The organism is Sphingomonas sp. LY54 (genome assembly GCF_035594035.1).
Classification (GTDB): domain Bacteria; phylum Pseudomonadota; class Alphaproteobacteria; order Sphingomonadales; family Sphingomonadaceae; genus Allosphingosinicella.
This window is the reverse complement of record NZ_CP141588.1, coordinates 288,042-311,458: the sequence shown is the minus strand read 5'-3', so window position 1 is coordinate 311,458 and position 23,417 is coordinate 288,042. Positions and strand designations below refer to the sequence as shown.

The following is a 23,417-nucleotide window of genomic DNA, read 5'->3' as shown; positions in this document are numbered from 1 at the left end:
CGGCCGAGCCCGCCTGCGGGCGGTTCGACCGCCCACCGGGCACCTATCTGCGAATGCCCGAGGATTTCGGGCGCCGCTTCGCGATCTTCGTCGACACCGAGGAGGAGTTCGACTGGTCGTGCCCGCTGAGCCGCGAGCAAAGGGGCACGAGCGCGACGCGCGGCCTGCCGGACATGCACCGGCGCCTCGCTGCCGAGGGCGTGAAGCCGGTCTATCTGGTCGATCATCCGATCGCGACCAACCCGGACAGCGCGGCGATCCTGCGCGGCTTCCTCGACGCCGGCGAATGCACGATCGGCACGCATCTCCACCCCTGGGTCAACCCGCCGTTCGACGAGGACGTGACCGGCCCCAACAGCTTCGCCGGCAATCTTCCCGCCGAGCTGGAGCGCGCCAAGCTCCTGCAATTGACCGATGCGATCGAGGAAGCGTTCGGGCAGCGGCCCACCGTCTATCGCGCCGGGCGCTACGGCGTGGGGCCGAACACGGCCGCCATCCTGCGCGATCTCGGCTATCGCGTCGACGTGTCGGTGCGCGCCTTGTTTGATTACCGCCGCGAGGGCGGGCCCGATTTCCACGCCATGGAGCCGCGGCCCTACTGGCTCGGCGACGGCCTGCTCGAAGTGCCGCTGACCGCGGCCTATGTCGGTGCGCTGCGCCGGCTCGGCTCCGCGCTCTATCCGGCGGCAGGCCGCGTGCCGCGGATGCACGGCCTGCTGTCGCGGAGCGGGCTGCTCGGCCGCGTCGCGCTGACCCCCGAAGACATGCCGCTGGCCGACGTGATCGATGCACTCGACCGCCTGATTGAGGACGGGCTGCAGCTTTTCTCGATCTCGTTCCATTCGCCCTCGGCAGCGCCGGGCCACACGCCGTACGTGCGCGACGCCGCCGGGCTCGACCATTTCCACGCCTGGTGGGACGGGATCTTCGCTTACTTCCGCCGGCGCGGCGTCACTCCGGCGTCGATGGCGGAGATCGAGGCGGCGGCGGCCCGGGCGCAGCCGCTTGCCAATCCGCCCGCGGCTCCGCTATCCGCGCGGAGGAGCGCTGGATCAGGGCCTGTAGCTCAACGGTAGAGCCGGCCGCTCATAACGGCTAGGTTGCGGGTTCGAATCCTGCCGGGCCCACCAGCGTTCCTTCGGCTTTCCACCTGCGCGCCTGCCGCCAACGAAATGGCGGCAAAGGCTTGCTCCGGCCCGGCCTTAGCGGCTAGGGCCACCGGCGTCGGGGAGTAGCGCAGCCTGGTAGCGCATCTGCTTTGGGAGCAGAGGGTCGCAGGTTCGAATCCTGTCTCCCCGACCATCTTTTTCAATTGCTTAGAATCTCCGGCGACCCGCGGGCTCGGTTCATGCTCCCGGCTCCTCGGAAACTGCCATTCGTTGCTTCCGCTCGCGAACGTCTGGAAACGAACCATTGCCGACATCCGACTAAGCTGACACTTTCGGCGATGCCGACTTGGGAATTCAGTGAGCGCGCTTCATGAAAGCATATTACACCGTACGTGACTGGGTTGATCGCCAATGGCGCGCTTCCGGATCGCAGTTTCGGATACTTTTTTTACCTGCCATCGTTCCCCTCATCGCCGTCTCGACGATCGGCAACGGGCTGATTTCAAACGCTGTGGGGTGGGCGTGGTTTGGTGCCTGGAACGTCTTCGTCGCCTTGCGATACTGGGTATATATACGAGAGGCTTCTCGCAAAGCTGATGAGGAATTTGACCGCGTTGGTAAATTTCAACTGGCCTCAGAGTATCACGATACAGAGAGCGGGACGTCAGCCGCTAAGAGGAAGCGCAACAGCTGACCGGCGATATCACCTAGGTCCGCTTGCGTGGCTCTCAACCTAGGTGGCGCGCCCCGGTGGAGTGCCACACGGATTGCTCACCTGCCGGCCGAGGCCTCGACGGCTCGCTTGGCGGAGTCGGCGGGCGGGACGGTTCGGATCGTGGCGGCATATTCCGCGAGCAACACGAAGACCCAGAATTCGGCTCCGGCCCAGTGTCCGGTCAGCGCCCCCTTCAACACGTCCAGCGCCAGAAAAAGCAGGGCGAGCATGCGGAAGGCCATGAAGCTCGCTGTCGGGTGATCGGCCCGCCGGGAGGCGGTGAACATCATGAATATGCTCACCCCGCCCCAGAGGACGGACGAAAACAGCGTCTCCGCGCGATAGAAACCGTCCAGCGCCGCGACGAACCAGAAAAGCCGGGACACGGCAAATTGGGTCTGCCGGGTGACTTGGCAGAGCTTGATGACCGGCGGGATGAAGAGCGTCCGGCCGATCCACCCATCTATTTTTGCGAACGACATGCCACTCCCATAGCTACGGTAGGACCCGTCTTCTACCCCGGCCCAGGCCGCCCTCAGCCCGGGCGGCCGTTCTTGCCGAGATAGTAAGACAGGCGCGTCGTCGGCGCGGTGCCGGCGCGGGCCGGGTGCATCGCGTCGTAGACAACCGCATTTTCGAGCACGCGCTGGACGTAGCCGCGGGTCTCGCTGAACGGGATCTCCTCGATCCAGCGCAGGATGTCGACGCCGGGCGTGCGCGGGTCGCCATTGGCGGCGACCCATTTGCGGACGTTGCCGGCGCCGGCATTGTAGCTCGCCGCGGCCAGCGCGGCGCTGCCGCCCCACTGGTCGACCAGCCGCTGGAAATAATGGCTGCCGAGCGCGATGTTATAGTCCGGATCGCGGGTCAGGCGCCCGAAATCGTAGGGGAGACCGACCCGCGGGCTGGTCTCGCGCGCGGTCGGCGGCATCAGCTGCATCATGCCGCGGGCGCCGGCATGGCTGACGGCGGCGCGGTCGAACGAGCTTTCCTGGCGGATGATGCCGTGGGCCAGCGACCAGAGATGGGTCTGCGCCGGCGGGATCCGCACTTCGGGATAGCCGCCGCGCGTATAGAAAGGCGCGCCGTCGTTGCGGGCGCTGCGCGCCACCCACACGCCGAGGTCGGGGCGGCCGATCAGCCGGCCGAGCTCGGACGCGAGCGCGCGGTCGCGGTCGTTGTCGACCTGCTCGGAGAGGGTGCGGACGAACAGGGACTGGTCGTCCCAGCGGCCGAGCAGGCCCAGCGCGCGCGTCGCCTCGACGAGGTCGCGGCGCTGGAACGCGGCCCGGTCGGCATCGGTCGGGACGATGGCGAGCGCGACCGGCGGGGCCGGCACCGGCCGACCGAGCCGCTCGAGTGCGAGCTGGCCGTAGAACAATTCGGGATAGCGCGCCGCCTCGGCGAAATAGGTGTTGGCCTGGGCCGCCTGGCCGGCGGCCTGGGCGGCGCGGCCGGCCCAGTACATGCCCTTGCTGGTGACCTGGGCCGAGCGGCCGCCGCGCGCATATTTGGCGAACATATTGGCGGCGTCGGCGGGGCGGCCGAGCTGCTGCAGCGCGGTCGTCCCGGCAAGCCAGACGAGGCTGGTATAATCGTCGCGGACGCCGGCCGACTGGTCGATGATCGGCGTTCCGGCCGGGAAGGCGTCGTCGACCTGGCTGGCGATCTGGTAGGCGGTCGCCCAATTGCGGTCGGCGGCGGCGCCGCGCGCCATGGTGAGCAGGGTCTCGTACCATTTCTCGGCATTGGCCGGGCGGGTGGCGAGCGTGCGCGGCTGGGCGAGCAGCGAGCGCGCCGCAGCGCCCTGGCCGCCGTTGCGGAGCCAGTTGGCGCGATCCATCAGGATGCCGGCGTCGCTGTTGGCGAGGCTGCCCAGCATGCCGAGCCGGCTGGCGGCGTCGGGCGACCTGGTCTGCAACGCGATGCGGGCTTCGTAGACCGCGCGGCGCGCAGGGGAAGCGTAGCCGAGCGTGCGCTGCGCGCTCTGCGTGTCGCCATTGTCGAGCAAGGCGTCCATCCGCCGGTCGTGGTCGGCAGGGGTGAGGGCCGCGCCGAACAGGCCGAGCAACCGCTGCTCGTCGGTCACCGGCAGCACGCCGCCGAGCCAGGCCTCGCGGGCAGCGGTGCGGGCCTGGTCGACCTGGCCCAGAGCGAGCAAAGCGAAGGCGTGGCGGGCATGGCCGGTGGGAGTCAGCGCCGGATGGATACGGAAATAGGAGGCGACCTCGGTCGGCGAGGTGCCGTCGGGATTGATCGCGCGCTCGGCGGTGCGGCGCATGGCGGTCTCGCCCGGCCAGCCGCGATAGCTGATGAGGAAGGAGGCGTAGGAGGAGAAAGGCAGGCTGTCGGTCTGGCGAAGGCTGCGCCAGCGGTCGAGCGCCACCGAGATGCGCGGCGTGACCGCAGGGGCGGCGGGAACATAGGCCGGCGCGGGCGTCGGCGCCGCCTGAACCGCGGCCGGAGTGGCCTGGGTGGTGGCGGCATTGAGGCGGACGGCGGCTTGCGGCGCGATCGCCGCGCCCACTGCGGCGGCGGAACCGAGGAGCAGCGAGATGGACAGTGCTTTTTTATGCATGCTGGACATCATGCCGACCCCCTCCTTATCAGGCGATGAACACGGATACCGCCTTCCTGCGGATCCTATGTCGGGATGTTTTTCCAAGGTGAAGCAGATGGAGAGGATAAGCGGGTCGATCCCGGCTCTGGTGACCCCCTTTCGCGACGAAGCGTTTGACGAGGCCGCTTTCCGCTCCTTCGTCGAGTGGCAGATAAGCGAAGGAAGTCATGGCCTTGTGCCGTGCGGCACGACCGGAGAATCGGCGACGATGTCGGCCGCCGAGCAGCAGCGCGTGATTTCCGTCTGCGTGGAGATCGCGAATGGTCGCGTTCCCGTCATCGCCGGCTGCGGATCGAACAGCACCGCGATGGTGAAGGAGCATATGAAGGCGGCCGAGGGCGCGGGCGCCGACGCGGCCCTGGTCGTGCTTCCTTATTACAACCGCCCCAATCAGGAGGGGATCTACGCCCATTTCGCGGCTCTGGCCGAGGCGTCTCCGCTGCCGATCGTCGTCTACAACGTGCCGGGCCGGACCGTGACCGACATATTGCCCGAGACATTGGGCCGGCTCGCCGCGCTCCCGAATATGGTCGCGATCAAGGATGCGAGCGGGAATCTGGCACGGGTCAGCGCGCACCGCCTCCTCTGCGGCCCGGATTTCATCCAGCTGTCCGGCAATGACGATATGGCACTGGGTTTTCTGGCGATGGGCGGGGCGGGGACGATCTCGGTGACGGCGAATGTCGCGCCACGCCTTTTCGCGGCCTTCCATGACGCCTATCTGTCGGGGGACCGCGATACGGCGCTCGAGATCCAGGACAGGCTCTATCCGCTCCATGCCGCGCTCTTCACCGATGCCTCGCCGGGCCCGGTCAAATATGCCTTGAACCGCGTCCGCCCGGAAATGTCCGCCGAGCTGCGCTTGCCAATGACTCCGCCGTCGCCGGCCAGCCGCAAGGCGGTCGACGCGGCGCTCGAACATGCAGGATTGATCTAGTTGGCCAGGCCGCGCACCGAAGAGTTCGACAAGCAGAAGATCGTCGCCGAGAACCGGCGCGCGCGCTACGATTATGCGATCGAGGACAAATATGAGGCGGGCATCGCGCTCACCGGGACCGAGGTGAAGTCGCTTCGCTCGGGCGAAGGCTCGATCGCCGAAAGCTATGCCGAGGTGAAGGGCGACGAGGTGTGGCTGATCAACGCCAACATCCCCGAATTCAGCCACGGCAACCGCTTCAACCACGAGCCCAAGCGGCCGCGCAAATTGCTGCTCAACCACCGCCAGATCGCCAAGCTGCACGGCGCCGTGGCGCGGCTCGGCATGACCCTGGTGCCGCTCTCGGTCTACTTCAACAGCCGCGGCCGGGCCAAGGTCGAGCTGGCGCTCGCCAAGGGCCGCAAGGCGCCCGACAAGCGTGCCCACGAGAAAGAGAAGGACTGGAAGAGGGAGCAGGGCCGCCTGATGCGCGACCGTGGCTGAGTCGCTGCCGATGCTGGAGCGCATCCACGCCTGGACGACGCGCAATATGCCGACGCGCGAGACGTTCGAGAATATCCGCTGGCTGCGGCCGATCGCGCACCGGATTCTGCTGCCCGAACTGTGGCGCTTCCACCGCCGGTCGGTGCCGCGCGGAGTGGCGCTCGGCGTGATCGTCGGGGTCATGATCCCGGTCGCGCAGACCGTCTTCGCCGCCTTGCTGGCGCTGCCGAGCCGGGCGAACGTGCCCGTCGCCGCGCTCACCACCTTCATCACCAACCCGCTGACGACGCCGCCTATCTGGATCGCGGCTTATTGGATCGGCAGCTATTTGCTGCGGCTGGACGCGATGACCGACGCGCAGCCGCTCAACCGCCACGTCGATTCACAGGCGGTGGACTGGCTGCAATGGCTGCTTTCGGACGCGGCCCCGGCGACCGCATTGGGCCTCGTCGTGATCTCCGTGGTGGGCGCGGCGATCGGCTATCTGATCGCCTCGTTCGGGTGGCGCTGGTGGATCGGGCGCAAATGGCGTCGCCGCAAAGCGCGCCTGCTTCACGCCTGATCGTCCACGCCGCTTGACGCGGGGGAGGCCGCCGGAGGAATGAGGGAGCGATCCATGTCGACCGCCGCCGCCTCGCTGCCCCACCGCCGGGGCAATCCCGCCTTGATCGCCGCCGCGGTCACGATCGCGCTCGGCTCGGCCGCTGCCTTGCTGTGGCTGGTCGGCGACCGGCTGTTCGCGGGGGCGTTTCTCGTCGGACTGGCGGGGCTCGGCGGCCTGCTGCTGCTGACGCGGCGCTCCGCCGCTCCATCTGCGGCCGCGGAAATGTCCCCGCGCCCGGACACGGCGCTGCTGCGGGCGGCGCTCGATGCCTCTCCGCTGGCCAGCGCCATCACCGATTCGTCCGATGCGATGGTCGCGGCCAACGCTTTCTACTGGGAATGGTTCGGCCACGCCGTCCCGACCGGCTTTCCGCTCGACGACGAGGCGGTCGAAGGGCTGCGCCGGACCGCCGCGGCGGCGCGACGCGACGGACGCGCTACTCTGGCCCGGTTGCGCATCGACAGTCTCGTGCTGCGCGTCGAAGTGGCGTGCATCGGGCTAGGCGAAGACCATCTGCTGTGGACGTTCAGCCGTGCCGAGGATCTGGACCTGGTCCGGCAGGTCCAGAAACAGATTGGCGGCGAGGTCGGCCGCAGGCTCGGCGAGGCGGGCATGCTGGCCGCGCTGGCGGACGGCGAGGGCGTCCTGATCGGCGCCAACCGCGCCTTCGCTGCCCGCGCCGTCGGCGAGGCGGACGCGGTGACGATCGGGATGCCGCTGGTCGATCTGATCGGCGCCACCGAGGACGGCGGGTTCCATTTCCTCGCCGAGGGTGCGACCGGCACGCCGTTGCGCATCGTCCAGGTCCCGGTCGCGGAAGGGCGCGAACCGGTGATGCTCTTCCTGATGCTCGACGACAGCGGCGCCGGACTGTCACGGCTCGGATCGGACGAGGGCGGCAATCTCAACGCCTTGCTCGATTTTATTCCGCTCGGTCTCGCGCTGGCCGACATGGACGGCCGCTTCATCTATCTCAACAAGGCGTTCCGCAAGGCGGCGGGACTGTCGATGGAGGGCAAGCCGGCCTATCCGGGCGATCTCGTCGTCGACGAAGACAAGGCCGCGGTGTCCGAATCGGTCCGCCGCTTCGCGCGCGGGCCGACGGCGTCGTCGGACATGGCGGTGCGCCTGCGCAACAATCCCGACGAGCCGGTGGCGCTCACCATCGCCGGCACGCGCGGTCTCGGCGAAGCGGCGGTGATCCTCTCGCTCAAGGACAATAGCGAGGCCGACCGATTGAAGCGCCAGGTCGCCCAGGCGACCAAGATGCAGGCGGTCGGCCAGCTCGCCGGCGGCGTCGCCCACGACTTCAACAACATCCTGACCGCGATCCTGGGCTATTGCGACCTCATGCTGATGCGCCACACGCCCGGCGACAGCGACTATGACGACATCCAGCAGATCCGCTCCAACTCGAACCGCGCGGCCGGCCTGACGCGGCAATTGCTCGCTTTCTCGCGCCAGCAGACCTTGCGGCCGCAGGTGCTGCAGCTGCCCGACGTCATCGCCGAAGTGTCCAACCTTCTGAAGCGCCTGCTCGGGGAAACCGTGACCCTTCAGGTGAAGCACGGCCGCAACCTCGGCGCCGTCCGCGCCGACCCGGGCCAGCTCGAGCAGGTGATCGTCAACCTCGCGGTGAATGCGCGCGACGCCATGCCCGGCGGCGGCACGCTGACGCTGCAGACCTTTGCCGTATCCGCCGACGAGGCGCGCAAGATCGGCAGCGATATCCTGCCCGTCGCCGAATATACCGCGCTGCGCGTCGGCGACACCGGCACGGGCATTCCTTCCGGCCTGCTCGGCAAGATCTTCGAGCCCTTCTTCACCACCAAGGAGATCGGCAAGGGCACCGGCCTCGGCCTTTCCACGGTCTACGGCATCGTCAAGCAATCGGGCGGCTTCATCTTCGCCGAATCCGAGGAAGGGCAGGGGACGGCCTTCACCATCTACCTGCCGGTCCACCATGCCGAGGCGGCGCCGGCGCGCTCGCTCAGGAAGGAGACCGCCGGCGAGCTTTGGGGCACGGGCACGATCCTCCTGGTCGAGGACGAGGCGATGGTCCGCGCCGTCGCCGAACGCGCGCTCACCCGCCACGGCTATACCGTGCTGACCGCCGAGAATGGTGAGGCTGCGCTCGAGATCCTTGCCCGCGAAGGCGGGGTCGACCTGATGATCTCCGACGTCGTCATGCCGACGATGGATGGGCCGACGACCGTGCGCGAGGCGCGCAAAAGCCATCCCGACCTGCCGATTCTGTTCATCTCCGGCTATGCCGAGGAACAGCTGCGCAAGTCGATCGACCTCGAGCGCGTGGCCTTCCTGGCCAAGCCCTTTTCGGTCCAGAAACTCGCCGAAGCCGCGCGCGACGCACTGGCGGCGAAATAATTCTTTTGATTTTCGCGGGGATGGCCTTAGTTCTCGGGTCATGCCTGATAGTCGCGTTATTCTCATCGTCGAAGACGAACCCCTGATCGCAATGATGCTGGAGGACTTCCTCGATTCTCTCGGGCACAAGGTGGCCGGCATCTGCGAGACGGTCGCGGACGCGCTCGCCGCGGTCGACGAGGGCGGCTTCGATGTCGCGATCATCGACGTCCATTTGAAGAATGGCGAGCATGTCTGGCCGGTCGCGGACCGGCTCGAGGAGCGGAACATCCCGTTCATCCTCGCCACCGGTGGCCATATCGAGCCGCCGCCCGCGCGGCACGCCGACACCCCGGTCCTCGCCAAGCCCTACACGATCGACGCGATCGAACCGGCCCTGCTGGCTGCCACCAAGCAAAAGGCCTGAGGCCGCATCCGCATCGGATGTAATCGGCCGTTCTGTTTCCCTCTTGTTCCTGCGGAACAAAGCGTGTACGGCGCAGTCATGCGTTGAATGGCCGACGCGGACACCATAGGGAAGGGCTTGACCATGGCAGCATCGCTGAAAGTCGTTGGATCCGACAGGAATTCTGAGAATATGGACAAGCAAAAAGCCCTCGACGCCGCGCTGGCGCAGATCGACCGCGCCTTCGGCAAGGGGTCCGCAATGAAATTGGGGTCGCGCGAAGCGATCCAGATCGAAGCCATTTCCACGGGCTCGCTGGGCCTCGACATCGCGCTCGGCATCGGCGGCCTGCCGCGCGGCCGCGTGGTCGAGGTCTACGGGCCGGAAAGCTCGGGCAAGACCACGCTCGCGCTCCACGTCATCGCCGAGGCGCAGCGCAATGGCGGCACCGCCGCGTTCGTCGACGCCGAGCATGCGCTCGACCCGGTCTATGCCCGGAAACTGGGCGTCGACATCGACGAACTGATCGTGTCGCAGCCCGACACCGGCGAGCAGGCACTCGAGATCACCGACACCCTGGTCCGTTCGAACGCGATCGACGTTCTCGTCGTCGATTCGGTCGCAGCTTTGGTGCCGCGCGCCGAGATCGAGGGCGAGATGGGCGACAGCCATGTCGGCCTGCAGGCGCGCCTGATGAGCCAGTCGCTGCGCAAGCTCACCGGCTCGATCTCCAAGTCCAAATGCATCGTCATCTTCATCAACCAGCTGCGCATGAAGATCGGCGTGATGTACGGCAATCCCGAGACGACGACGGGCGGCAACGCGCTCAAATTCTACGCCTCGGTCCGCCTCGACATCCGCCGCACCGGCCAGATCAAGGATCGCGACGATATCGTCGGCAACACGACCCGCGTGAAGGTGGTGAAGAACAAGGTCGCGCCGCCGTTCAAGCAGGTCGAGTTCGACATCATGTATGGCGAGGGCATCTCCAAGATCGGCGAGATCCTGGATCTCGGCGTCAAGGCCGGCATCGTCGAGAAATCCGGCGCCTGGTTCAGCTATGACAGCGTCCGCATCGGCCAGGGCCGCGAGAACGCCAAGACGTTCCTCAAGGAGAATACCGAGCTGTGTGCCAAGCTCGAGGCGGCGATCCGCGGCAAGACCGATGAAGTCGCCGAGGCGCTGATGACCGGCCCGGACGCCGACGACGACGTCTGAGCCATTTCGGCTTCTCAGCTTTCCAAAAGGGGTCGGGCGGTGCCTGGCCCCTTTTTTATGTCGTGACCGCGGGCGGCCGGTTGGCCCAATAGGCTGTCGCCAGCGCCAGCGCGCCGCACAGGGCGAAGCCGGCGAGGAGCGGGGCCGTCGTGCCGTCAAACGCCTGGCCGATCGCGAGCCCGATCAACGCCCCGCCGATCGTGCTGATCAGGCCCTGGACGGCGGAGGCGGTGCCTGCGACATGGCCAAGCGGCTCCATCGCCAGCGCGCTGGCGTTGGCGCCGACCAGCCCGAAACAGGCCATGGTCAGCGCCTGCAGCACGACGAAGCTCCAGATCGTCTCGCCGAAGAACGCGCCTGCGGCGAAGTGGAACAGCGCCGTGACGCTGAACGCCGCCAGCGCCGCTAGCAGGATCCGCCGCGAGCCGAGCCGCATCACGAGCCTCGAATTGGCGTAGGACGCGAAGGCCATCGGCCCGGCGATGCAGGCGAACACCAGGGAGATCAACTCGGGCCGTCCGAACACGTCGAACACGATCTGCTGGATCGAATTGATGAAGCCCATCAGGCCGCCGAACGCCAAGGTCAGCGCGAGCGTGTTGCCGATCGACCGGCGGTTGCCCAGCGTCGCAGCGACCGCTTCGCCGATATGCGCCGCCGAAAGCGGCCGCCGCCGTTCGACCGCCAGCGTTTCGGGGAGCCGCCATGCGGTCCACAGGATCAGCACCAACGCATAGACGGCGAGCCCGATGAAGATGTGCCGCCAGCTCGCGACGGCGAGCACCGCCTGGCCGAAGGCGGGCGCGAGCACGGGCACGATCATGAAGACGATCATCGTCAGCGACATGACTCGCGCCATCGCCGAGCCGTGATAGCGATCGCGGACGACGGCCATCACCAGCACGCGGCTGCCGGCGGCGGCCATGCCCTGGAGCACGCGTGCCGCGAGCAGCAGCGGGAAACTCGAGGCGAGGCCGGCCAGGGTCGCGAAGGCGCAATAGAAAGCGAGACTGCCGATCAGCAGCGCCTTGCGGCCGAACCGGTCCGACAGCGGCCCATAAGCAAGCTGGGCGATGCCGAAGCCGATCAGATAGGCGGTGATCACAAGCTGGCGCTGATTGTCCTCGGCCACGCCGAGGGCCGTGCCGATCGCCGGCAGAGCGGGGAGCATCGCGTCGATGGCGAGCGCGTTGGACGCCATCAGTGCCGCCATCAGGGCGACGAATTCGCGCATGCCCGGCCCCGTCCAGCCGGTAGCCGTTTGGTCAGTCTTCATGTCGGGCGCCTTGGCCCTTCCTGCGGCGCTGGACAAGCGCTGTCTGCCTCTCCAAACCGGCGCGGCCAAGGGAGAGATGATGCCCGACACCGAGACCCGGAAGCGGCTGCGCCTGATCGGCGCCCCGACCGATTGCCACAGCTCGTTCCTGCGCGGTTCGGCCGCCGCCCCGCCGCTGATCCGCGCGGCGCTCCATTCGGACCATGGCAACGCCGCCGCCGAATCGGGCGCAGAGCTCGGCCTCGACATAGCGCTGGAGGATCATGGCGATCTCGCTTTGGCGGAAGCCGAGGGCGATGCCGTCTTGATCTCCGCGGCGGTCGCGCAGGCCGTCCGCGACGGCGCCGTGCCGCTGATTCTCGGCGGCGACCACTCGATCAGCTTTCCGGCGGTCGAGGGACTGGCTGCGGCGCGCGGACCGGTCAATATCCTCCATTTTGACGCCCATCCGGATCTTTACGACGATTTCGAGGGCGACCCGCGTTCGCACGCGTCGCCGTTCGCCCGCATCATGGAACGCGGCCTCGCCGGCAAGCTGGTCCAGGTCGGCATCCGCACGATGAACCGCCATTGCCGCGAGCAGGCCGAGCGCTTCGGGGTGGAAGTCGTCGAGATGCGGCAATTCGCGCCGGACCGCGTGCCCATTCCCGACGGCCCGCTCTACATCAGCATCGATCTCGACGGCTTCGATCCCGCTTATGCGCCCGGCGTCTCGCACCACGAGCCCGGCGGCCTCTCGGTGCGCGACGTTCTGGCCGTGCTCGACCGGATCGAGGCGCCGATCGCCGGCGCGGACATCGTCGAATATAATCCGGCGCGGGACATAAACGGCGTCACCGCCGTTCTCGCCGCCAAGCTCGTCAAGGAGGTCGCGGCGCTCTGCGTCCGGAACAACGCATGATCATCGTCCACCATCTCGAAAACAGTCGCTCGCAGCGCATCCTCTGGCTGCTCGAGGAACTGGGGCTGCCCTATCAGGTGAAGCGCTACGAGCGCGATCCCAAGACGATGCTCGCGCCGGCGCGGCTACAGGCGGTGCATCCGCTCGGCAAGGCGCCGGTGATCGAGGATGAGGGCCGCGTGATCGCCGAGACCGGGGCGATCGTCGAATATCTGGTCGAGAAAGCCGGGGGCCGCCTCGGCCCGCCCGCCAACCGCGAGGCGGTGCTGCGCTACCGCCATTTCCTTCATTATGCGGAAGGGTCGCTGATGCCGCCTCTGTTCGGGCTGCTCGTGGTGAACCGGCTCGGCCTGCTCGGCAAGCCGGCGCGAGCGCCGATCCAGGCGATGCTCGACCGCCATTTCGACTGGCTGGAAAGCGAGCTCGCCATTCGCGACTGGTTCGCCGGCGACGAGTTCACCGCCGCCGACATCATGATGAGCTTCCCGCTCGAAGCCGCGCGGAGCCGCGCCGGCCTCGATTCGCGCCGCGCCAACCTCACCGACTGGCTGGAACGGATCCACGCGCGCGCCGCTTATGGCGACGCGCTCGCGAAGGGCGGCCCCTACGCCTATGCCTGACGAGGGGCCGCCGCTCCTTTAGAAATGTTCAGAGCCCGGAGGCGGGGCCGGCACGTGCGAGGGCGCCTTCGGCGGCTCGATCTCGGCGGGCTCCATCGGGTCGAGCTCGCCTTCCCACTTGGCCACCACGACGCTCGCTACCGCGTTGCCCACGACGTTGGTCGCCGAGCGGCCCATGTCGAGGAAATGGTCGACGCCGATGATCAGCAGCAGGCCGGCCTCGGGAATGTCGAAGAAGGCCAGGGTGGCCGCGATCACGACGAGGCTGGCGCGCGGCACGCCGGCGACACCCTTCGAGGTGATCATCAGCACCAGCAGCATCGTGATCTCCTGCCCGAGCGAGAGTTCGATGCCATAGGCCTGGGCGATGAAGATGACCGCGAAGGTCATGTACATCATCGAACCGTCGAGATTGAACGAGTAGCCGAGCGGCAGCACGAAGCTGGCGATGCGCGGCGGCACGCCGAACCGGTCCAGCGCCTCGAGCGTGCGCGGATAGGCGGCTTCCGACGACGCGGTCGAGAAAGCGAGCAGGATCGGCTCGCGGATGTAGCGGATCAGCAATTTCACGCGCGATCCGACCACCAGGAAGGCGGCGCCGATCAGCACGATCCAGAGGATGATCAGGCCGATATAGAAGCTGCCCATGAAGTAACCGAACGTGCCGAGGATCGCCGGGCCGCGCTCGGCCACCGTGCCGGCAACCGCGGCGAACACCGCGATCGGCGCGAAGCGCATCACGTAATCGGTGATCTGCAGCATGACCGCGACCAGCGCCTCGATGCCCTTCACCAGGGGAGCGGCGCGCTCGCCGACGGCCGTGATGGCGACGCCGACGAACAAAGAGAAGACGACGATCTGGAGGATCTCGTTGGTCGCCATCGCCTCGACCATCGAGGCCGGAACGAGATGGGTGACGAACACCTTGAGATCGAAGCCGCCGCGCTCGACCCCGCTCGCCGCATCGACCGGCGGTAGCGGGAAATCGAGGCCGGAGCCGGGCTGGAGCAGGTTGACCAGCACCAGACCGAGCGACAGCGACACGAGGCTCGCGCCGATGAACCAGGCGAGCGCGCGTCCGCCGACGCGGCCCAGCGCCGCAGTGTCGCCCATATGCGCGATGCCGACGACGAGCGTGGAGAATACGAGCGGCGCGATGATCATCTTGATCAGGCGCAGGAACAGGGTGGTGACGATCGAGAAATAGCCGGCGATCTCGGTGAGCTGCGCGTTCGCTGCCGTCGAACCGTCGCTGATCGAGGCGTTGATGGCCCAGCCGACGATGATACCGAGCACAAGTCCAGCAATGATGAAATAGGTTAGGCGCTTGGCCACAGACACTCCCCCGTAAATTTTTGCGGTCACCAAGTCGATTGAGCGCCTCGCGTCAAGCAGGAGATTGCCCGGTAAACACGGTATGAAGGCTCGCGCGGGCCTCCATAACGCCTTGTGCGGGACCCAAGCGCGGCAGCGAACGTTGGCAAGGCGGAACAAGTATTTTTCGGGAGCCGGGGCGATGGACGAACCGAAAGGCGGCGGCCTTTCGCTGCAGATGAAGATGCTGATCGGCTTCCTGGTGGGCCTCATCAGCGGACTCATCGTCTACGCCACCCAGCCGGGTGCGGCCTGGGTCGACGCGGTCACGACCTATGTGACGGGCCCGATCGGCCAGATCTTCCTGCGTCTGCTGTTCATGCTCGTCATCCCGCTGCTCTTCTCGGCGCTCGTCGTCGGCATCGCAGAGATGGGCGACATTCGCGCGCTGAAGCGGGTTGGCGTGAAGACCTTGCTTTTCACCGTCGGGCTGTCCGCGGTCGCAGTGGTGATTGCTCTGGCGGTCGTGAACATCATCCGGCCCGGCGCCGGCGTCGATCCGGTCCTGGCCCAGTCGCTGCTCGCCGACGCCCGCGAAGGCGCGGGCGCAATCATCACCAAAAGTGCGGAGATGCCATCGGGCGTCGCCGCCTTCCTCAACATCATTCCCGACAATGTCATCGCGGCGGCCGCGGACAACGACATCCTCGCCGTGATGTTCTTCGCGTTGGTGTTCGGGATCGGGCTGCTGCTGGTCAACACGCCCGAGGCGCAGCGGCTGCAGGACGCGATCGAGGGCCTGTTCCACGTGACGATGCGGCTGATCGGCATCGTCATCCGGATGGCGCCCATCGCGATCGCCTGCTTCATGTTCAACCTCGCCGCCGTGTTCGGCTGGGACCTGCTGGTGCGGCTCGGCGCCTATGCCGGGGTGGTTCTGCTCGCGCTCGGGCTGCACATGTTCGTGGTCTACCCGCTTGCTCTGCGCTTCCTCGGCGGCGTCTCTCCGGCCTGGTTCTTCCGCCAGAGCCAGGAGGCGATGGTGATGGCCTTCTCGACCGCCTCATCCAACGCGACGCTGCCGACCTCGCTCCGCGTCGCCGAGCACCGGCTCGGCCTGCCGCCGCGCATCTCGCGCTTCGTCCTGACGATCGGCGCCACCGCCAATCAGAACGGCACCGCCATCTTCGAAGGCGTGACCGTCCTGTTCCTCGCCCAGTTCTTCGGCGTCGATCTGACGCTGACCCAGCAGACCATGGTGCTGATCGTCTGCATCCTCGGCGGCATCGGCACGGCCGGAGTGCCGGCGGGGTCGCTGCCGGTCATCGCGATGATCCTCGGCATGGTCGGCGTGCCGCCCGAGGGGATCGGCCTCGTGCTCGGCGTCGATCGCTTCCTCGACATGTGCCGGACGACGCTCAACGTCACCGGCGACCTGACCGCCGCGGTGGTCGTCTCACGCGGCGAGCCGGACATGGCGACGATAACGGCGGCCGAGGAAGCCGCCGTCACCGCGGCGCATCCCAGCTAGGGCGGCGCTGCCTAAGCGGGCTCGAGCTCGTGCTGCACGACCTCGTCGGCGAGCTTGCCGTTGAGCTCGGCCAGGTGATCGAACTCGGTCGTGTAGCTCGCCAGGCCCTGGCTCAGCGAGCGCAACTCCGCGTCCAGCCCCCTCAGCTCCGATTCGGGCATCAGCGCCTCGATCCGGTCCCACCGCGACCACCCCTCGCGCGGAGCCATGCCGAGCATCTGCCCGCGCCGGCTCGAAATGGCCGAAGTGACGCGCGACGATGCGTGGCCGGGCGTCACCACCGTCACGCGCTGGACGGGCTCGAGGAGGTGCGGCGACGCCGCCGCCAGCGCCTCGCTCATCGCGACCCGCCCGGCCGTGCGGAAGGCGAGTTCGGAGCTGTCGACGCTGTGGAAGCTGCCGTCGGTCAGCGTCACGGCGACATCGACCACCGGGAAGCCGAGCGGCCCCTTCAGCATGGCGTCGCGCACGCCCTGTTCGACCGCGGGGATCCATTGCTTGGGAATGGCGCCCCCGGTGATGCGGTCGCCGAAGTGGAAGCCCTCGCCGCGGGGCAGCGGCTTCACCTCGATCACGACGTCGCCGAACTGGCCGTGGCCGCCCGACTGCTTCTTGTGGCGGCCGCGCTGGATGACCGTCTTGCGGATCGATTCCTTGTAACCGATCGTCGGCTGCCGCGAATCGATGGCGACGCCGTAGCGCCGCTTCAGCCGGTCGATCGTGACCTTGAGATGCTCGTCGCTGACGCCCTTCAGCCGCGTCTCGTGATGCGCCTCGTCCTGCTCCCAGCTCAGCGAGGGATCCTCCTCGACCAATTTATGCAAGGCGGTCGAGAGGCGGACGTCGTCCTTGCGGTCGCGGGTCGTGATCGCCAGCGCATAATTGCTGGGCGGCAGCTCGATGGCGGGCGACGCGCCGGGCGCGCCGAGCCAGTCGCCGGCCTTGACGGTCTCCAGCTTGGCGATGGCGACCACGTCGCCAATGTCCGCACCTCCGAGCTTGGTGGTCTTGTCGCCCTGGATGGCGAACAAGGTACCGACGCGGACGGGGTTGCCGTCGGGTCCGGCCAGCTCCGCGCCCTCGGCGAGCATGCCGCCGAACACCCGCGCCAGCGCCAGCCGCCCGACCGCGCCGCCCTGCACCATCTTGAAGACGAAGGCGCAGGCATCGGCAGCGCCGAGGCGCTCGGCCGTGGCCGAAGGAGCAGGGGCCTCGTGGCGCAAGGCCTTGAGCAGCCGGCGCACGCCGAAGCCGTTCAGCGCCGAGCCGAACAAGACCGGCACGCCGAGATTGTCGCGCGTTTCGCGGGCGAGATCTGCGAGCACGGTCGGCAGGTCCGGCATCTCGTCCATCAGCAATTGTTCGAGCAGGGCGTCGTCATGGTCGGCAAGCTGCTCGAGCATGTGGAAGCGGTCGCTCGCCCCCCGGTCGCCGAGCTCGGCCGGGATCTCGGTGCGCTCGGACGGCTTGCCCGGCCGGTAGTGAAAGGCGCGCTCCAGCGCGAGATCGACGAAGCCGGTTACCTTCTCACCCTCGCGGATCGGGATCTGGCGCGCGATCAGAGGCGAGGCGCTCATCGGCTGCAGCGCCTCCAGCAGCGCGCGGATGCTGCCGCGGGCCTGGTCGATCTTGTTGACGAAGATCATGTGCGGCACGCCGAGCGCCTCAAGCTGGCGCAGGATCGGCTCGGCCAGCAGGGCCCGGTCCGGGTCGGGATCGACCACCACCACGGCGATGTCGGCGGCGGCGAGCGCCATCGCGCCGTCGGCCGCGAAGCCGACCGAGCCGGGGCCGTCGATCAGGGCGAAAGCGTCGCCGAGGAAGGAAAAGCGGGAGAGATTGATTTCGGTCGATCCGCGTCGCGCTCGCGCCTCGGGGCTCGAATCGCCGACGCTGGTGCCGCTGTCGACCGATCCCTGTCGGTCGATCGTTCCTGTCGCGAAGAGAATGGATTCAGCCAAGCTCGTCTTGCCCGCGCCGCCCGGGCCGACGAGCGCCACGGTTCTGGTGCCCACCGATCTTTCCGGCATGTGTCTCTCCTTCGTCCGCTATGCGCGGGCCGCGAGAAGACGCGAACCGCGCCACGCCCCTCCGTCCGCCACCGTCCGCCTCTTTGCCGGGAATCGCAAGGGGGCTTTCCTGCGGTTCGCCGCGCCTGTTCCCCGATTGGAACGGCGGCGGCATGTCGCGGGTTTATCCGCCTGAGAAGCCGCTTCGCGGCGGCTGGTTGTGGAGTCCCGGATGCTGAAGATCATGACGGTACCGACCCTGGCCGCGCTGACCGTCGCCGGCGTCGCCTTGGGCGTGCATTTCGGCCACGCCGCCATCGCCGAGATCAACCCGGCCTATTATTCGGAGCCGGAATCGCGCTTTTTCGCCGATCTCAGCCCCTATCGAAGCCCCGAATGGGCGCAGTCCGAGCCGCGCCAGGCGGCGCTGGACTTCAGCGAGGGCCTTGGCCCCGGCTGCGTGAAATGCCCGGCCTATCCGGAGGAATATGTTCCGCAGCACGACCCTGCGGTCGACGCCTCTGTCGCCGGCAGCTGGCAATCGCCCGCCTACGAGCCAGTCCAATATACGGTGTACGAGGCGCCCGATTCGGTCGCCGACGCCGAGCTTGCCGCCGTGGAGCGCTACGCCGCGGCGCCGGTGAGCGAGGAAGAGGAAGCCGTGGCGGTTGCGCCTCCGGTCGAGGTCGTTGCCGCAGAGGGCGCACCGGTCGGCATGTAGCGGCGAGTCGCTTGCCGCCGGAAGCGCGCTCGCCTACATCGCGCGCATGACTTCGACCAACGACATCCGCCGCTCATTCCTCGACTATTTCGGGGGTCAGGGACACCAGATCGTGCCGTCCGCGCCGCTGGTGCCGCACAACGATCCGACCCTCATGTTCGTCAATGCGGGCATGGTGCCGTTCAAGAACGTCTTCACCGGGCTGGAGAAGCGGCCCTACAGCCGCGCCACGTCCAGCCAGAAGAGCGTGCGCGCCGGCGGCAAGCATAACGACCTCGACAATGTCGGCTATACCGCGCGCCACCACACTTTCTTCGAGATGCTCGGCAACTTCTCGTTTGGCGATTATTTCAAGGAAGAGGCGATCGTCCACGCCTGGACCTTGCTGACCAGGGAATGGGGCATCGATCCCGACCGGCTGACTGCCACCGTCTACCATACCGACGACGAAGCGTTCGACCTGTGGAAGAAGGTTGCCGGCCTGCCCGAAAGCCGGATCATCCGCATCCCGACCAAGGACAATTTCTGGGCGATGGGCTCGGACGGTCCCTGCGGTCCGTGCTCGGAAATCTTCTACGATCATGGCGACCATATCCCCGGCGGCCCTCCGGGCAGTCCGGACGAGGACGGCGACCGCTTCGTCGAGATCTGGAACCTCGTCTTCATGCAGTTCCTGCAGGAGAACGACCAGATCATCGGCGATCTGCCGCGCCCGTCGATCGACACCGGCATGGGGCTGGAGCGGATCGCGGCGGTGCTGCAGGGCGTCCACGACAATTACGACACCGACACGTTCAAGGCTTTGATCGCGGCGAGCGGCGAGTTCACCAAGACGCCGACGACGGGCGAGCGCCAGGCCAGCCACCGCGTCATCGCCGATCACCTGCGCTCGGCCGGCTTCCTCGTCGCCGACGGCGTGCTGCCGGCCAATGAGGGCAGGGGCTATGTCCTGCGCCGCATCATGCGCCGTGCCATGCGCCACGCCCATATCCTCGGCGCCGCCGAGCCGCTGATGCACAGGCTCGTGCCGGCTCTCGTCGCCGAGATGGGCGCCGCATACCCCGAGCTCGTCCGCGCCCAGCCGCTGATCGAGGAGACGCTGAAGCTGGAGGAAACCAGGTTCCGCCAGACGCTCGACAAGGGCCTGCGCCTGCTCGACGAGGCGACGGCCGCGATGCAGCCCGGCGACACGCTCGCCGGCGACGTCGCGTTCAAGCTCTACGACACGTTCGGCTTCCCCTACGATCTCACCGAGGACGCATTGCGCGCCCAGAATCTCAACGTCGACCGCGCCGGCTTCGACGCCGCCATGGCCGAGCAGAAGGCGGCCGCTCGCGCCGCCTGGAAGGGCTCGGGCGAGAAGGCGTCCGACGACATCTGGTTCGACATCGCCGAGGAGCATGGCTCGACCGAGTTCACCGGCTACTCCGGCCATGAAGGCGAGGGCCAGGTGCTCGCGATCGTCAAGGACGGCCAGCGCGTCGATGCCGCCCAGGCGGGCGACAATGTCGTCATCCTGACCAACCAGACGCCCTTTTACGGCGAGAGCGGCGGCCAGATGGGCGACGCAGGAAAGATCAATAACGACAGTGGCTTACAGGCCGATGTTTCCGACACGTCTAAACCTCTCGGCAAGCTCCACGCCCATCAGGCGACGATCCGCGCCGGCAGCGTGAAGGTCGGTGACGCGGTGCGCCTCGACGTCGACGTCGAGCGCCGCGCGCGCGTCCGCGCCAACCACTCGGCGACCCACCTCGTCCACGCTGCCCTGCGCAACCGGCTCGGCACCCATGTGACGCAGAAGGGGAGCCTGGTCGCGCCCGACCGCTTCCGCTTCGATTTCTCGCATCCCAAGGCGCTGACGCCCGAGGATATCGAGGCGGTCGAGGCCGAGGTGAACGCCCATATCCGCGAGAACGAGCCGGTCACGACGCGCCTGATGAGCCCGGACGAGGCGATCCAGGCCGGGGCCATGGCCTTGTTCGGCGAGAAATATGGCGAGGAAGTGCGCGTCCTATCGATGGGCCGCAACGCCGAGGCCAATTATTCGGTCGAATTGTGCGGCGGCACCCACGTTTCCGCGCTCGGTGACATCGCCTTGTTCAAGATCATCTCCGAGAGCGCGGTTGCATCGGGCGTCCGCCGCATCGAAGCCTTGACCGGAGAAGCCGCCCGCAAGTGGCTGGTTTCGCGCGAGGATCGCCTCAAGGAGGCCGCCGCCGCGCTAAAGGCGACTCCCGAGGAAGTGCCCGCGCGCGTCGCCAGCCTGATCGAGGAGCGCCGCCGGCTCGAACGCGAACTGGCCGAGGCGAAGAAGGCGCTGGCGCTGGGCGGCGGCGGCAAGGCCGCGGACGAAGTCGGGCCCGAGCAGATCGGCGGCCACTTCTTTGTCGGCCAGGTGATCGAAGGCCTCGATCCGAAGGGCCTGCGCGGCCTCGTCGACGAAGCCAAGCAGCGCATCGGATCGGGCGTGGTCGCCCTGGTCGCGGTCAATGAAGGCCGCGCCACGGTGGCCGTCGGCGTCACCGACGATCTTATTGCCAGCCGCAACGCGGTCGATCTCGTCCGCAAAGCGGTCGCTGAAGTCGGCGGGCAGGGGGGCGGCGGCCGTCCCGACATGGCCCAGGGCGGCGGCCCCGACGGCGTCAAGGCCCAGGCCGCGCTCGACGCGGTAAAGGCGGCGCTGGCAGAGGAAGCGGTCGCCGCCTGAGCGGGGCCGTAACGAAGGCTCAACCTTTCGACAGGCTTACTCTGTTCGAAAAGGGGGGCTTACCGATGCTGAATGCCTTTTTGTTGCTGATGCTGGGCGCACAATCTGCGCCCCCGCCGCTCATGGTCGTGCGTGAAGCGCCGCCGCCGCCCATCATCACACCGTCGGCGCGGTCGCAGGCGTATCGCGACAGGGAGACCGGTCCCCCGGCTATCCTCGATATCCGAGTGTCGGGCGAAGATGGCTTTGCTTGGCGGGATACGCTGCGGGTAGCGCACCGCGCCCCTGCGTCGGTGACGCAATCCCGCGCTGAGGCGCCAAGTGCCCGGTGTCCTGCTGAGACCCAGTACGATTATGGGGTTCGGGCCAACTTCACGATTACCGTGAATGTTCGCTCGACCTCGAACTTTAGCGTTAGCATCGACTGGACCCGCCCGGCTTCGCTGGACGGCTGCACAGCCGCGGGCAGCCGGACGGTTCGGCTTTCGCAGACAGTGGAGCTTGCGCCGGGTCAGAGCGTGACGCTGGAAGGGGATGCGGGCCTGAAAGTGGAGATCAAGCGACGTTGAGGTTCGGCCGCTCGTAGCTGGTTTCGTTCCCGGGAGCCGGCTCCGCGCCGAGCACGCTCATGCCGCCATATGCGTGGCTGCGCGCCCGTTCCTCGGCCAGATGCGCCTCGAGCGAGGGGCCGGTCGCGTAGCGTTCCAGCCTCCGGGCCTGTTCGTCGAGGCGGCGGAGCGCGGCGAGCTTGTCGTCGTTGCCTAGCTTGGCCGTCTCGACCGCGCTCTTGAGCACGCCGATCGTCTTGTCATAGACCTTGAGCGGCACCGGGAAGGGGTGCCGGTCCTTGCCGCCATGGGCGAGCGAGAAACGGGCCGGATCGGCGAAGCGGCAGGGCGCGCCGTGGATCACCTCGGCGACCATGGCGAGCGAGCGCACGGTTCGCGCGCCGACTCCGGGGACCAGCAGAAGCTCCTGGAAATCCTTGGGTCCCTGCTCCGCGGCGGCGGCGAGCGTTCCGTGCAGGCGGCGCAGGATGACGTCGCCGGAGCGCACGTCATGGTGCGCGGGCAGGACGAGATGGGGGAGCAAGGGCTCGGCCGTTTCCCCCGGGCGCTCGAGCGCCGCGACCTCGCTGGCGAGTCCGTCCGGCCCGAGTGCGGCGAGGAGCTCGAGCTGCGCGCTCCGCGAAGCAGCCGCGCGGCGGTCGGCGAGGTTGACGATCGCGCCCTGGCGCCGGCCCTCGATCGCGGCGTGCGGCGAGTCGACGAAGCTTTCGAGGCCTTCCGACAGCCAGTGGTAGCGGCGGGCCGTTCGGCTCGTGCCGTTCATGCCCTGCTGGACCACGACCCACTGGCCGTCGTCGGCGACGATGAAACCGTGGAGATAGAGATCGAACCCGTCCTGGACGGCGGCGCTGTCGACCTTGGCGACGAGCCGGCTCGAGCGGGCGAGCGCGGCGCCGTCATAACCGACGGCCTCGCCCGCGGCGACGAGCTCGGCGGGCGTTTGGCGCGAATGCCTGCCGCGACCGCCGCAGACGCGGATGCCGAGCTCGCCTGCGATCGGATTGAGCCCGCGCTTCAGCGCGCCGATCACGCTGGTGGTGATGCCCGACGAATGCCAGTCCATGCCCATCACCGCGCCGAACGACTGGAACCAGAAGGGATGGGCGAGGCGGCGCAGCAGCTCGTCCCGCCCATAATGGTGGACGATCGCCTCCGACATGATGGTTCCGAGCCGCGTCATCCGCTCGCCAAGCCAGGCCGGCACGCGGCCGCCATGGAGCGGAAGATCGGCGCTGCCTGAACGGTGTCCCATGCCCGTCTTCTAGAACAAAGACGGAACGACGACAAGAATGGCTGTGTGCCCTACCGGG

At 67.7% G+C, this 23,417-nt stretch carries 20 protein-coding genes and 2 tRNA genes; 16 read left to right on the top strand and 6 right to left on the bottom strand.

Annotation, left to right across the window (positions count from 1 at the left end):
- The first annotated feature begins 53 nt into the window (after nt 1-53).
- The 4 genes from SH591_RS01610 to SH591_RS01595 all read left to right on the top strand — a co-directional run bounded on the left by SH591_RS01610 (nt 54) and on the right by SH591_RS01595 (nt 1,803).
- A complete protein-coding gene (locus SH591_RS01610) occupies nt 54-1,076 on the top strand; it encodes a polysaccharide deacetylase family protein (RefSeq protein ID WP_324750234.1) in 1,023 nt (340 codons plus the stop codon).
- Nucleotides 1,056-1,130 (top strand) — tRNA-Ile (locus tag SH591_RS01605). Before SH591_RS01610 ends, SH591_RS01605 begins: the two co-directional genes overlap by 21 nt.
- A gap of 95 nt (nt 1,131-1,225) precedes the next feature.
- Nucleotides 1,226-1,302: transfer RNA gene (locus tag SH591_RS01600), tRNA-Pro, on the top strand.
- Between the two features lie 177 nt (nt 1,303-1,479).
- Complete coding sequence (locus tag SH591_RS01595) at nt 1,480-1,803, top strand: hypothetical protein (protein WP_324750233.1); 324 nt, start codon at nt 1,480-1,482, stop codon at nt 1,801-1,803.
- 77 nt (nt 1,804-1,880) lie between these two features.
- Here SH591_RS01595 and SH591_RS01590 read toward each other — a convergent pair whose 3' ends face one another.
- Together SH591_RS01590 and SH591_RS01585 are read right to left on the bottom strand one after the other, a co-directional pair.
- Nucleotides 1,881-2,306, bottom strand: coding sequence for a hypothetical protein (locus SH591_RS01590; RefSeq protein ID WP_324750232.1), 426 nt, complete (start codon nt 2,304-2,306; stop codon nt 1,881-1,883).
- A 53-nt stretch (nt 2,307-2,359) separates the two neighbouring features.
- On the bottom strand, nt 2,360-4,414 hold the full coding sequence (locus tag SH591_RS01585; RefSeq protein ID WP_324750231.1) for a lytic transglycosylase domain-containing protein: 2,055 nt from the start codon (nt 4,412-4,414) through the stop codon (nt 2,360-2,362).
- An 85-nt stretch (nt 4,415-4,499) separates the two neighbouring features.
- On the opposite strand from SH591_RS01585, the gene dapA reads away from it, so the two are divergent.
- The 6 genes from dapA (at nt 4,500) to recA (ending at nt 10,456) form a co-directional block, all read left to right on the top strand.
- Nucleotides 4,500-5,381 carry a 4-hydroxy-tetrahydrodipicolinate synthase gene (gene dapA, locus SH591_RS01580; RefSeq protein ID WP_324750230.1) on the top strand — a complete coding sequence of 294 codons (882 nt, stop codon included), beginning with the start codon at nt 4,500-4,502 and terminating at the stop codon, nt 5,379-5,381.
- Nucleotides 5,382-5,864, top strand: a complete 483-nt coding sequence (gene smpB / locus SH591_RS01575; protein WP_324750229.1) for an SsrA-binding protein SmpB — start codon at nt 5,382-5,384, stop codon at nt 5,862-5,864. It abuts the gene before it with no gap.
- A 10-nt stretch (nt 5,865-5,874) separates the two neighbouring features.
- A complete protein-coding gene (locus SH591_RS01570) occupies nt 5,875-6,426 on the top strand; it encodes a DUF2062 domain-containing protein (RefSeq protein WP_322830887.1) in 552 nt (183 codons plus the stop codon).
- Between the two features lie 54 nt (nt 6,427-6,480).
- Nucleotides 6,481-8,853 carry a hybrid sensor histidine kinase/response regulator gene (locus SH591_RS01565; protein ID WP_324750228.1) on the top strand — a complete coding sequence of 791 codons (2,373 nt, stop codon included), beginning with the start codon at nt 6,481-6,483 and terminating at the stop codon, nt 8,851-8,853.
- Nucleotides 8,854-8,893: 40 nt separating this feature from the next.
- A complete protein-coding gene (locus tag SH591_RS01560; RefSeq protein ID WP_322830488.1) occupies nt 8,894-9,259 on the top strand; it encodes a response regulator in 366 nt (121 codons plus the stop codon).
- A gap of 123 nt (nt 9,260-9,382) precedes the next feature.
- Nucleotides 9,383-10,456 carry a recombinase RecA gene (gene recA, locus SH591_RS01555; protein WP_322830487.1) on the top strand — a complete coding sequence of 358 codons (1,074 nt, stop codon included), beginning with the start codon at nt 9,383-9,385 and terminating at the stop codon, nt 10,454-10,456.
- Nucleotides 10,457-10,511: 55 nt separating this feature from the next.
- Here recA and SH591_RS01550 read toward each other — a convergent pair whose 3' ends face one another.
- On the bottom strand, nt 10,512-11,732 hold the full coding sequence (locus SH591_RS01550; RefSeq protein WP_324750227.1) for a multidrug effflux MFS transporter: 1,221 nt from the start codon (nt 11,730-11,732) through the stop codon (nt 10,512-10,514).
- A 76-nt stretch (nt 11,733-11,808) separates the two neighbouring features.
- Between SH591_RS01550 and SH591_RS01545 the strand changes: the two genes are divergently transcribed.
- Both SH591_RS01545 and SH591_RS01540 read left to right on the top strand, forming a co-directional pair.
- On the top strand, nt 11,809-12,633 hold the full coding sequence (locus SH591_RS01545; protein WP_324750226.1) for an agmatinase family protein: 825 nt from the start codon (nt 11,809-11,811) through the stop codon (nt 12,631-12,633).
- Nucleotides 12,630-13,253, top strand: a complete 624-nt coding sequence (locus SH591_RS01540; protein ID WP_324750225.1) for a glutathione S-transferase family protein — start codon at nt 12,630-12,632, stop codon at nt 13,251-13,253. Before SH591_RS01545 ends, SH591_RS01540 begins: the two co-directional genes overlap by 4 nt.
- An 18-nt stretch (nt 13,254-13,271) precedes the next feature.
- Here SH591_RS01540 and SH591_RS01535 read toward each other — a convergent pair whose 3' ends face one another.
- The gene (locus SH591_RS01535) at nt 13,272-14,588 is read right to left on the bottom strand and encodes a dicarboxylate/amino acid:cation symporter (protein WP_324750224.1); all 1,317 of its coding nucleotides are present in this window, start codon (nt 14,586-14,588) and stop codon (nt 13,272-13,274) included.
- Between the two features lie 181 nt (nt 14,589-14,769).
- Between SH591_RS01535 and SH591_RS01530 the strand changes: the two genes are divergently transcribed.
- Nucleotides 14,770-16,098: a dicarboxylate/amino acid:cation symporter gene (locus SH591_RS01530; protein WP_324750223.1), complete on the top strand. Its 1,329-nt coding sequence runs from the start codon at nt 14,770-14,772 to the stop codon at nt 16,096-16,098.
- Nucleotides 16,099-16,109: 11 nt separating this feature from the next.
- Here the strand turns inward: SH591_RS01530 and SH591_RS01525 are convergent, their stop codons facing one another.
- Nucleotides 16,110-18,128 carry an elongation factor G gene (locus tag SH591_RS01525; protein ID WP_324750222.1) on the bottom strand — a complete coding sequence of 673 codons (2,019 nt, stop codon included), beginning with the start codon at nt 18,126-18,128 and terminating at the stop codon, nt 16,110-16,112.
- A 211-nt stretch (nt 18,129-18,339) separates the two neighbouring features.
- On the opposite strand from SH591_RS01525, the gene SH591_RS01520 reads away from it, so the two are divergent.
- From SH591_RS01520 to SH591_RS01510, 3 genes are all read left to right on the top strand, one after another.
- Nucleotides 18,340-18,828 carry a hypothetical protein gene (locus SH591_RS01520; RefSeq protein ID WP_324750221.1) on the top strand — a complete coding sequence of 163 codons (489 nt, stop codon included), beginning with the start codon at nt 18,340-18,342 and terminating at the stop codon, nt 18,826-18,828.
- Nucleotides 18,829-18,874: 46 nt separating this feature from the next.
- Nucleotides 18,875-21,538 (top strand): alanine--tRNA ligase, encoded by a 2,664-nt coding sequence (gene alaS, locus SH591_RS01515; protein WP_324750220.1) that lies wholly within the window; start codon nt 18,875-18,877, stop codon nt 21,536-21,538.
- A gap of 65 nt (nt 21,539-21,603) precedes the next feature.
- Nucleotides 21,604-22,107 (top strand): hypothetical protein, encoded by a 504-nt coding sequence (locus SH591_RS01510; RefSeq protein WP_324750219.1) that lies wholly within the window; start codon nt 21,604-21,606, stop codon nt 22,105-22,107.
- Here SH591_RS01510 and SH591_RS01505 read toward each other — a convergent pair.
- Nucleotides 22,094-23,359 carry a DUF763 domain-containing protein gene (locus SH591_RS01505; protein ID WP_324750218.1) on the bottom strand — a complete coding sequence of 422 codons (1,266 nt, stop codon included), beginning with the start codon at nt 23,357-23,359 and terminating at the stop codon, nt 22,094-22,096. The genes SH591_RS01510 and SH591_RS01505 overlap by 14 nt on opposite strands.
- Between the last annotated feature and the right edge of the window lie 58 nt (nt 23,360-23,417).

What these genes read in the sequence shown, in the direction of transcription:
- SH591_RS01610 (WP_324750234.1), top strand. Translation starts at nt 54, where the DNA reads ATGCCCGAGGATTTCGGGCGCCGCTTCGCGATCTTCGTCGACACCGAG.
- SH591_RS01595 (WP_324750233.1), top strand. Translation starts at nt 1,480, where the DNA reads ATGAAAGCATATTACACCGTACGTGACTGGGTTGATCGCCAATGGCGC.
- SH591_RS01590 (WP_324750232.1), bottom strand. Translation starts at nt 2,306, where the DNA reads ATGTCGTTCGCAAAAATAGATGGGTGGATCGGCCGGACGCTCTTCATC.
- SH591_RS01585 (WP_324750231.1), bottom strand. Translation starts at nt 4,414, where the DNA reads ATGATGTCCAGCATGCATAAAAAAGCACTGTCCATCTCGCTGCTCCTC.
- dapA (WP_324750230.1), top strand. Translation starts at nt 4,500, where the DNA reads ATGGAGAGGATAAGCGGGTCGATCCCGGCTCTGGTGACCCCCTTTCGC.
- SH591_RS01570 (WP_322830887.1), top strand. Translation starts at nt 5,875, where the DNA reads ATGCTGGAGCGCATCCACGCCTGGACGACGCGCAATATGCCGACGCGC.
- SH591_RS01565 (WP_324750228.1), top strand. Translation starts at nt 6,481, where the DNA reads ATGTCGACCGCCGCCGCCTCGCTGCCCCACCGCCGGGGCAATCCCGCC.
- SH591_RS01560 (WP_322830488.1), top strand. Translation starts at nt 8,894, where the DNA reads ATGCCTGATAGTCGCGTTATTCTCATCGTCGAAGACGAACCCCTGATC.
- recA (WP_322830487.1), top strand. Translation starts at nt 9,383, where the DNA reads ATGGCAGCATCGCTGAAAGTCGTTGGATCCGACAGGAATTCTGAGAAT.
- SH591_RS01550 (WP_324750227.1), bottom strand. Translation starts at nt 11,732, where the DNA reads ATGAAGACTGACCAAACGGCTACCGGCTGGACGGGGCCGGGCATGCGC.
- SH591_RS01545 (WP_324750226.1), top strand. Translation starts at nt 11,809, where the DNA reads ATGATGCCCGACACCGAGACCCGGAAGCGGCTGCGCCTGATCGGCGCC.
- SH591_RS01540 (WP_324750225.1), top strand. Translation starts at nt 12,630, where the DNA reads ATGATCATCGTCCACCATCTCGAAAACAGTCGCTCGCAGCGCATCCTC.
- SH591_RS01530 (WP_324750223.1), top strand. Translation starts at nt 14,770, where the DNA reads ATGGACGAACCGAAAGGCGGCGGCCTTTCGCTGCAGATGAAGATGCTG.
- SH591_RS01525 (WP_324750222.1), bottom strand. Translation starts at nt 18,128, where the DNA reads ATGCCGGAAAGATCGGTGGGCACCAGAACCGTGGCGCTCGTCGGCCCG.
- SH591_RS01520 (WP_324750221.1), top strand. Translation starts at nt 18,340, where the DNA reads ATGCTGAAGATCATGACGGTACCGACCCTGGCCGCGCTGACCGTCGCC.
- alaS (WP_324750220.1), top strand. Translation starts at nt 18,875, where the DNA reads ATGACTTCGACCAACGACATCCGCCGCTCATTCCTCGACTATTTCGGG.
- SH591_RS01510 (WP_324750219.1), top strand. Translation starts at nt 21,604, where the DNA reads ATGCTGAATGCCTTTTTGTTGCTGATGCTGGGCGCACAATCTGCGCCC.
- SH591_RS01505 (WP_324750218.1), bottom strand. Translation starts at nt 23,359, where the DNA reads ATGGGACACCGTTCAGGCAGCGCCGATCTTCCGCTCCATGGCGGCCGC.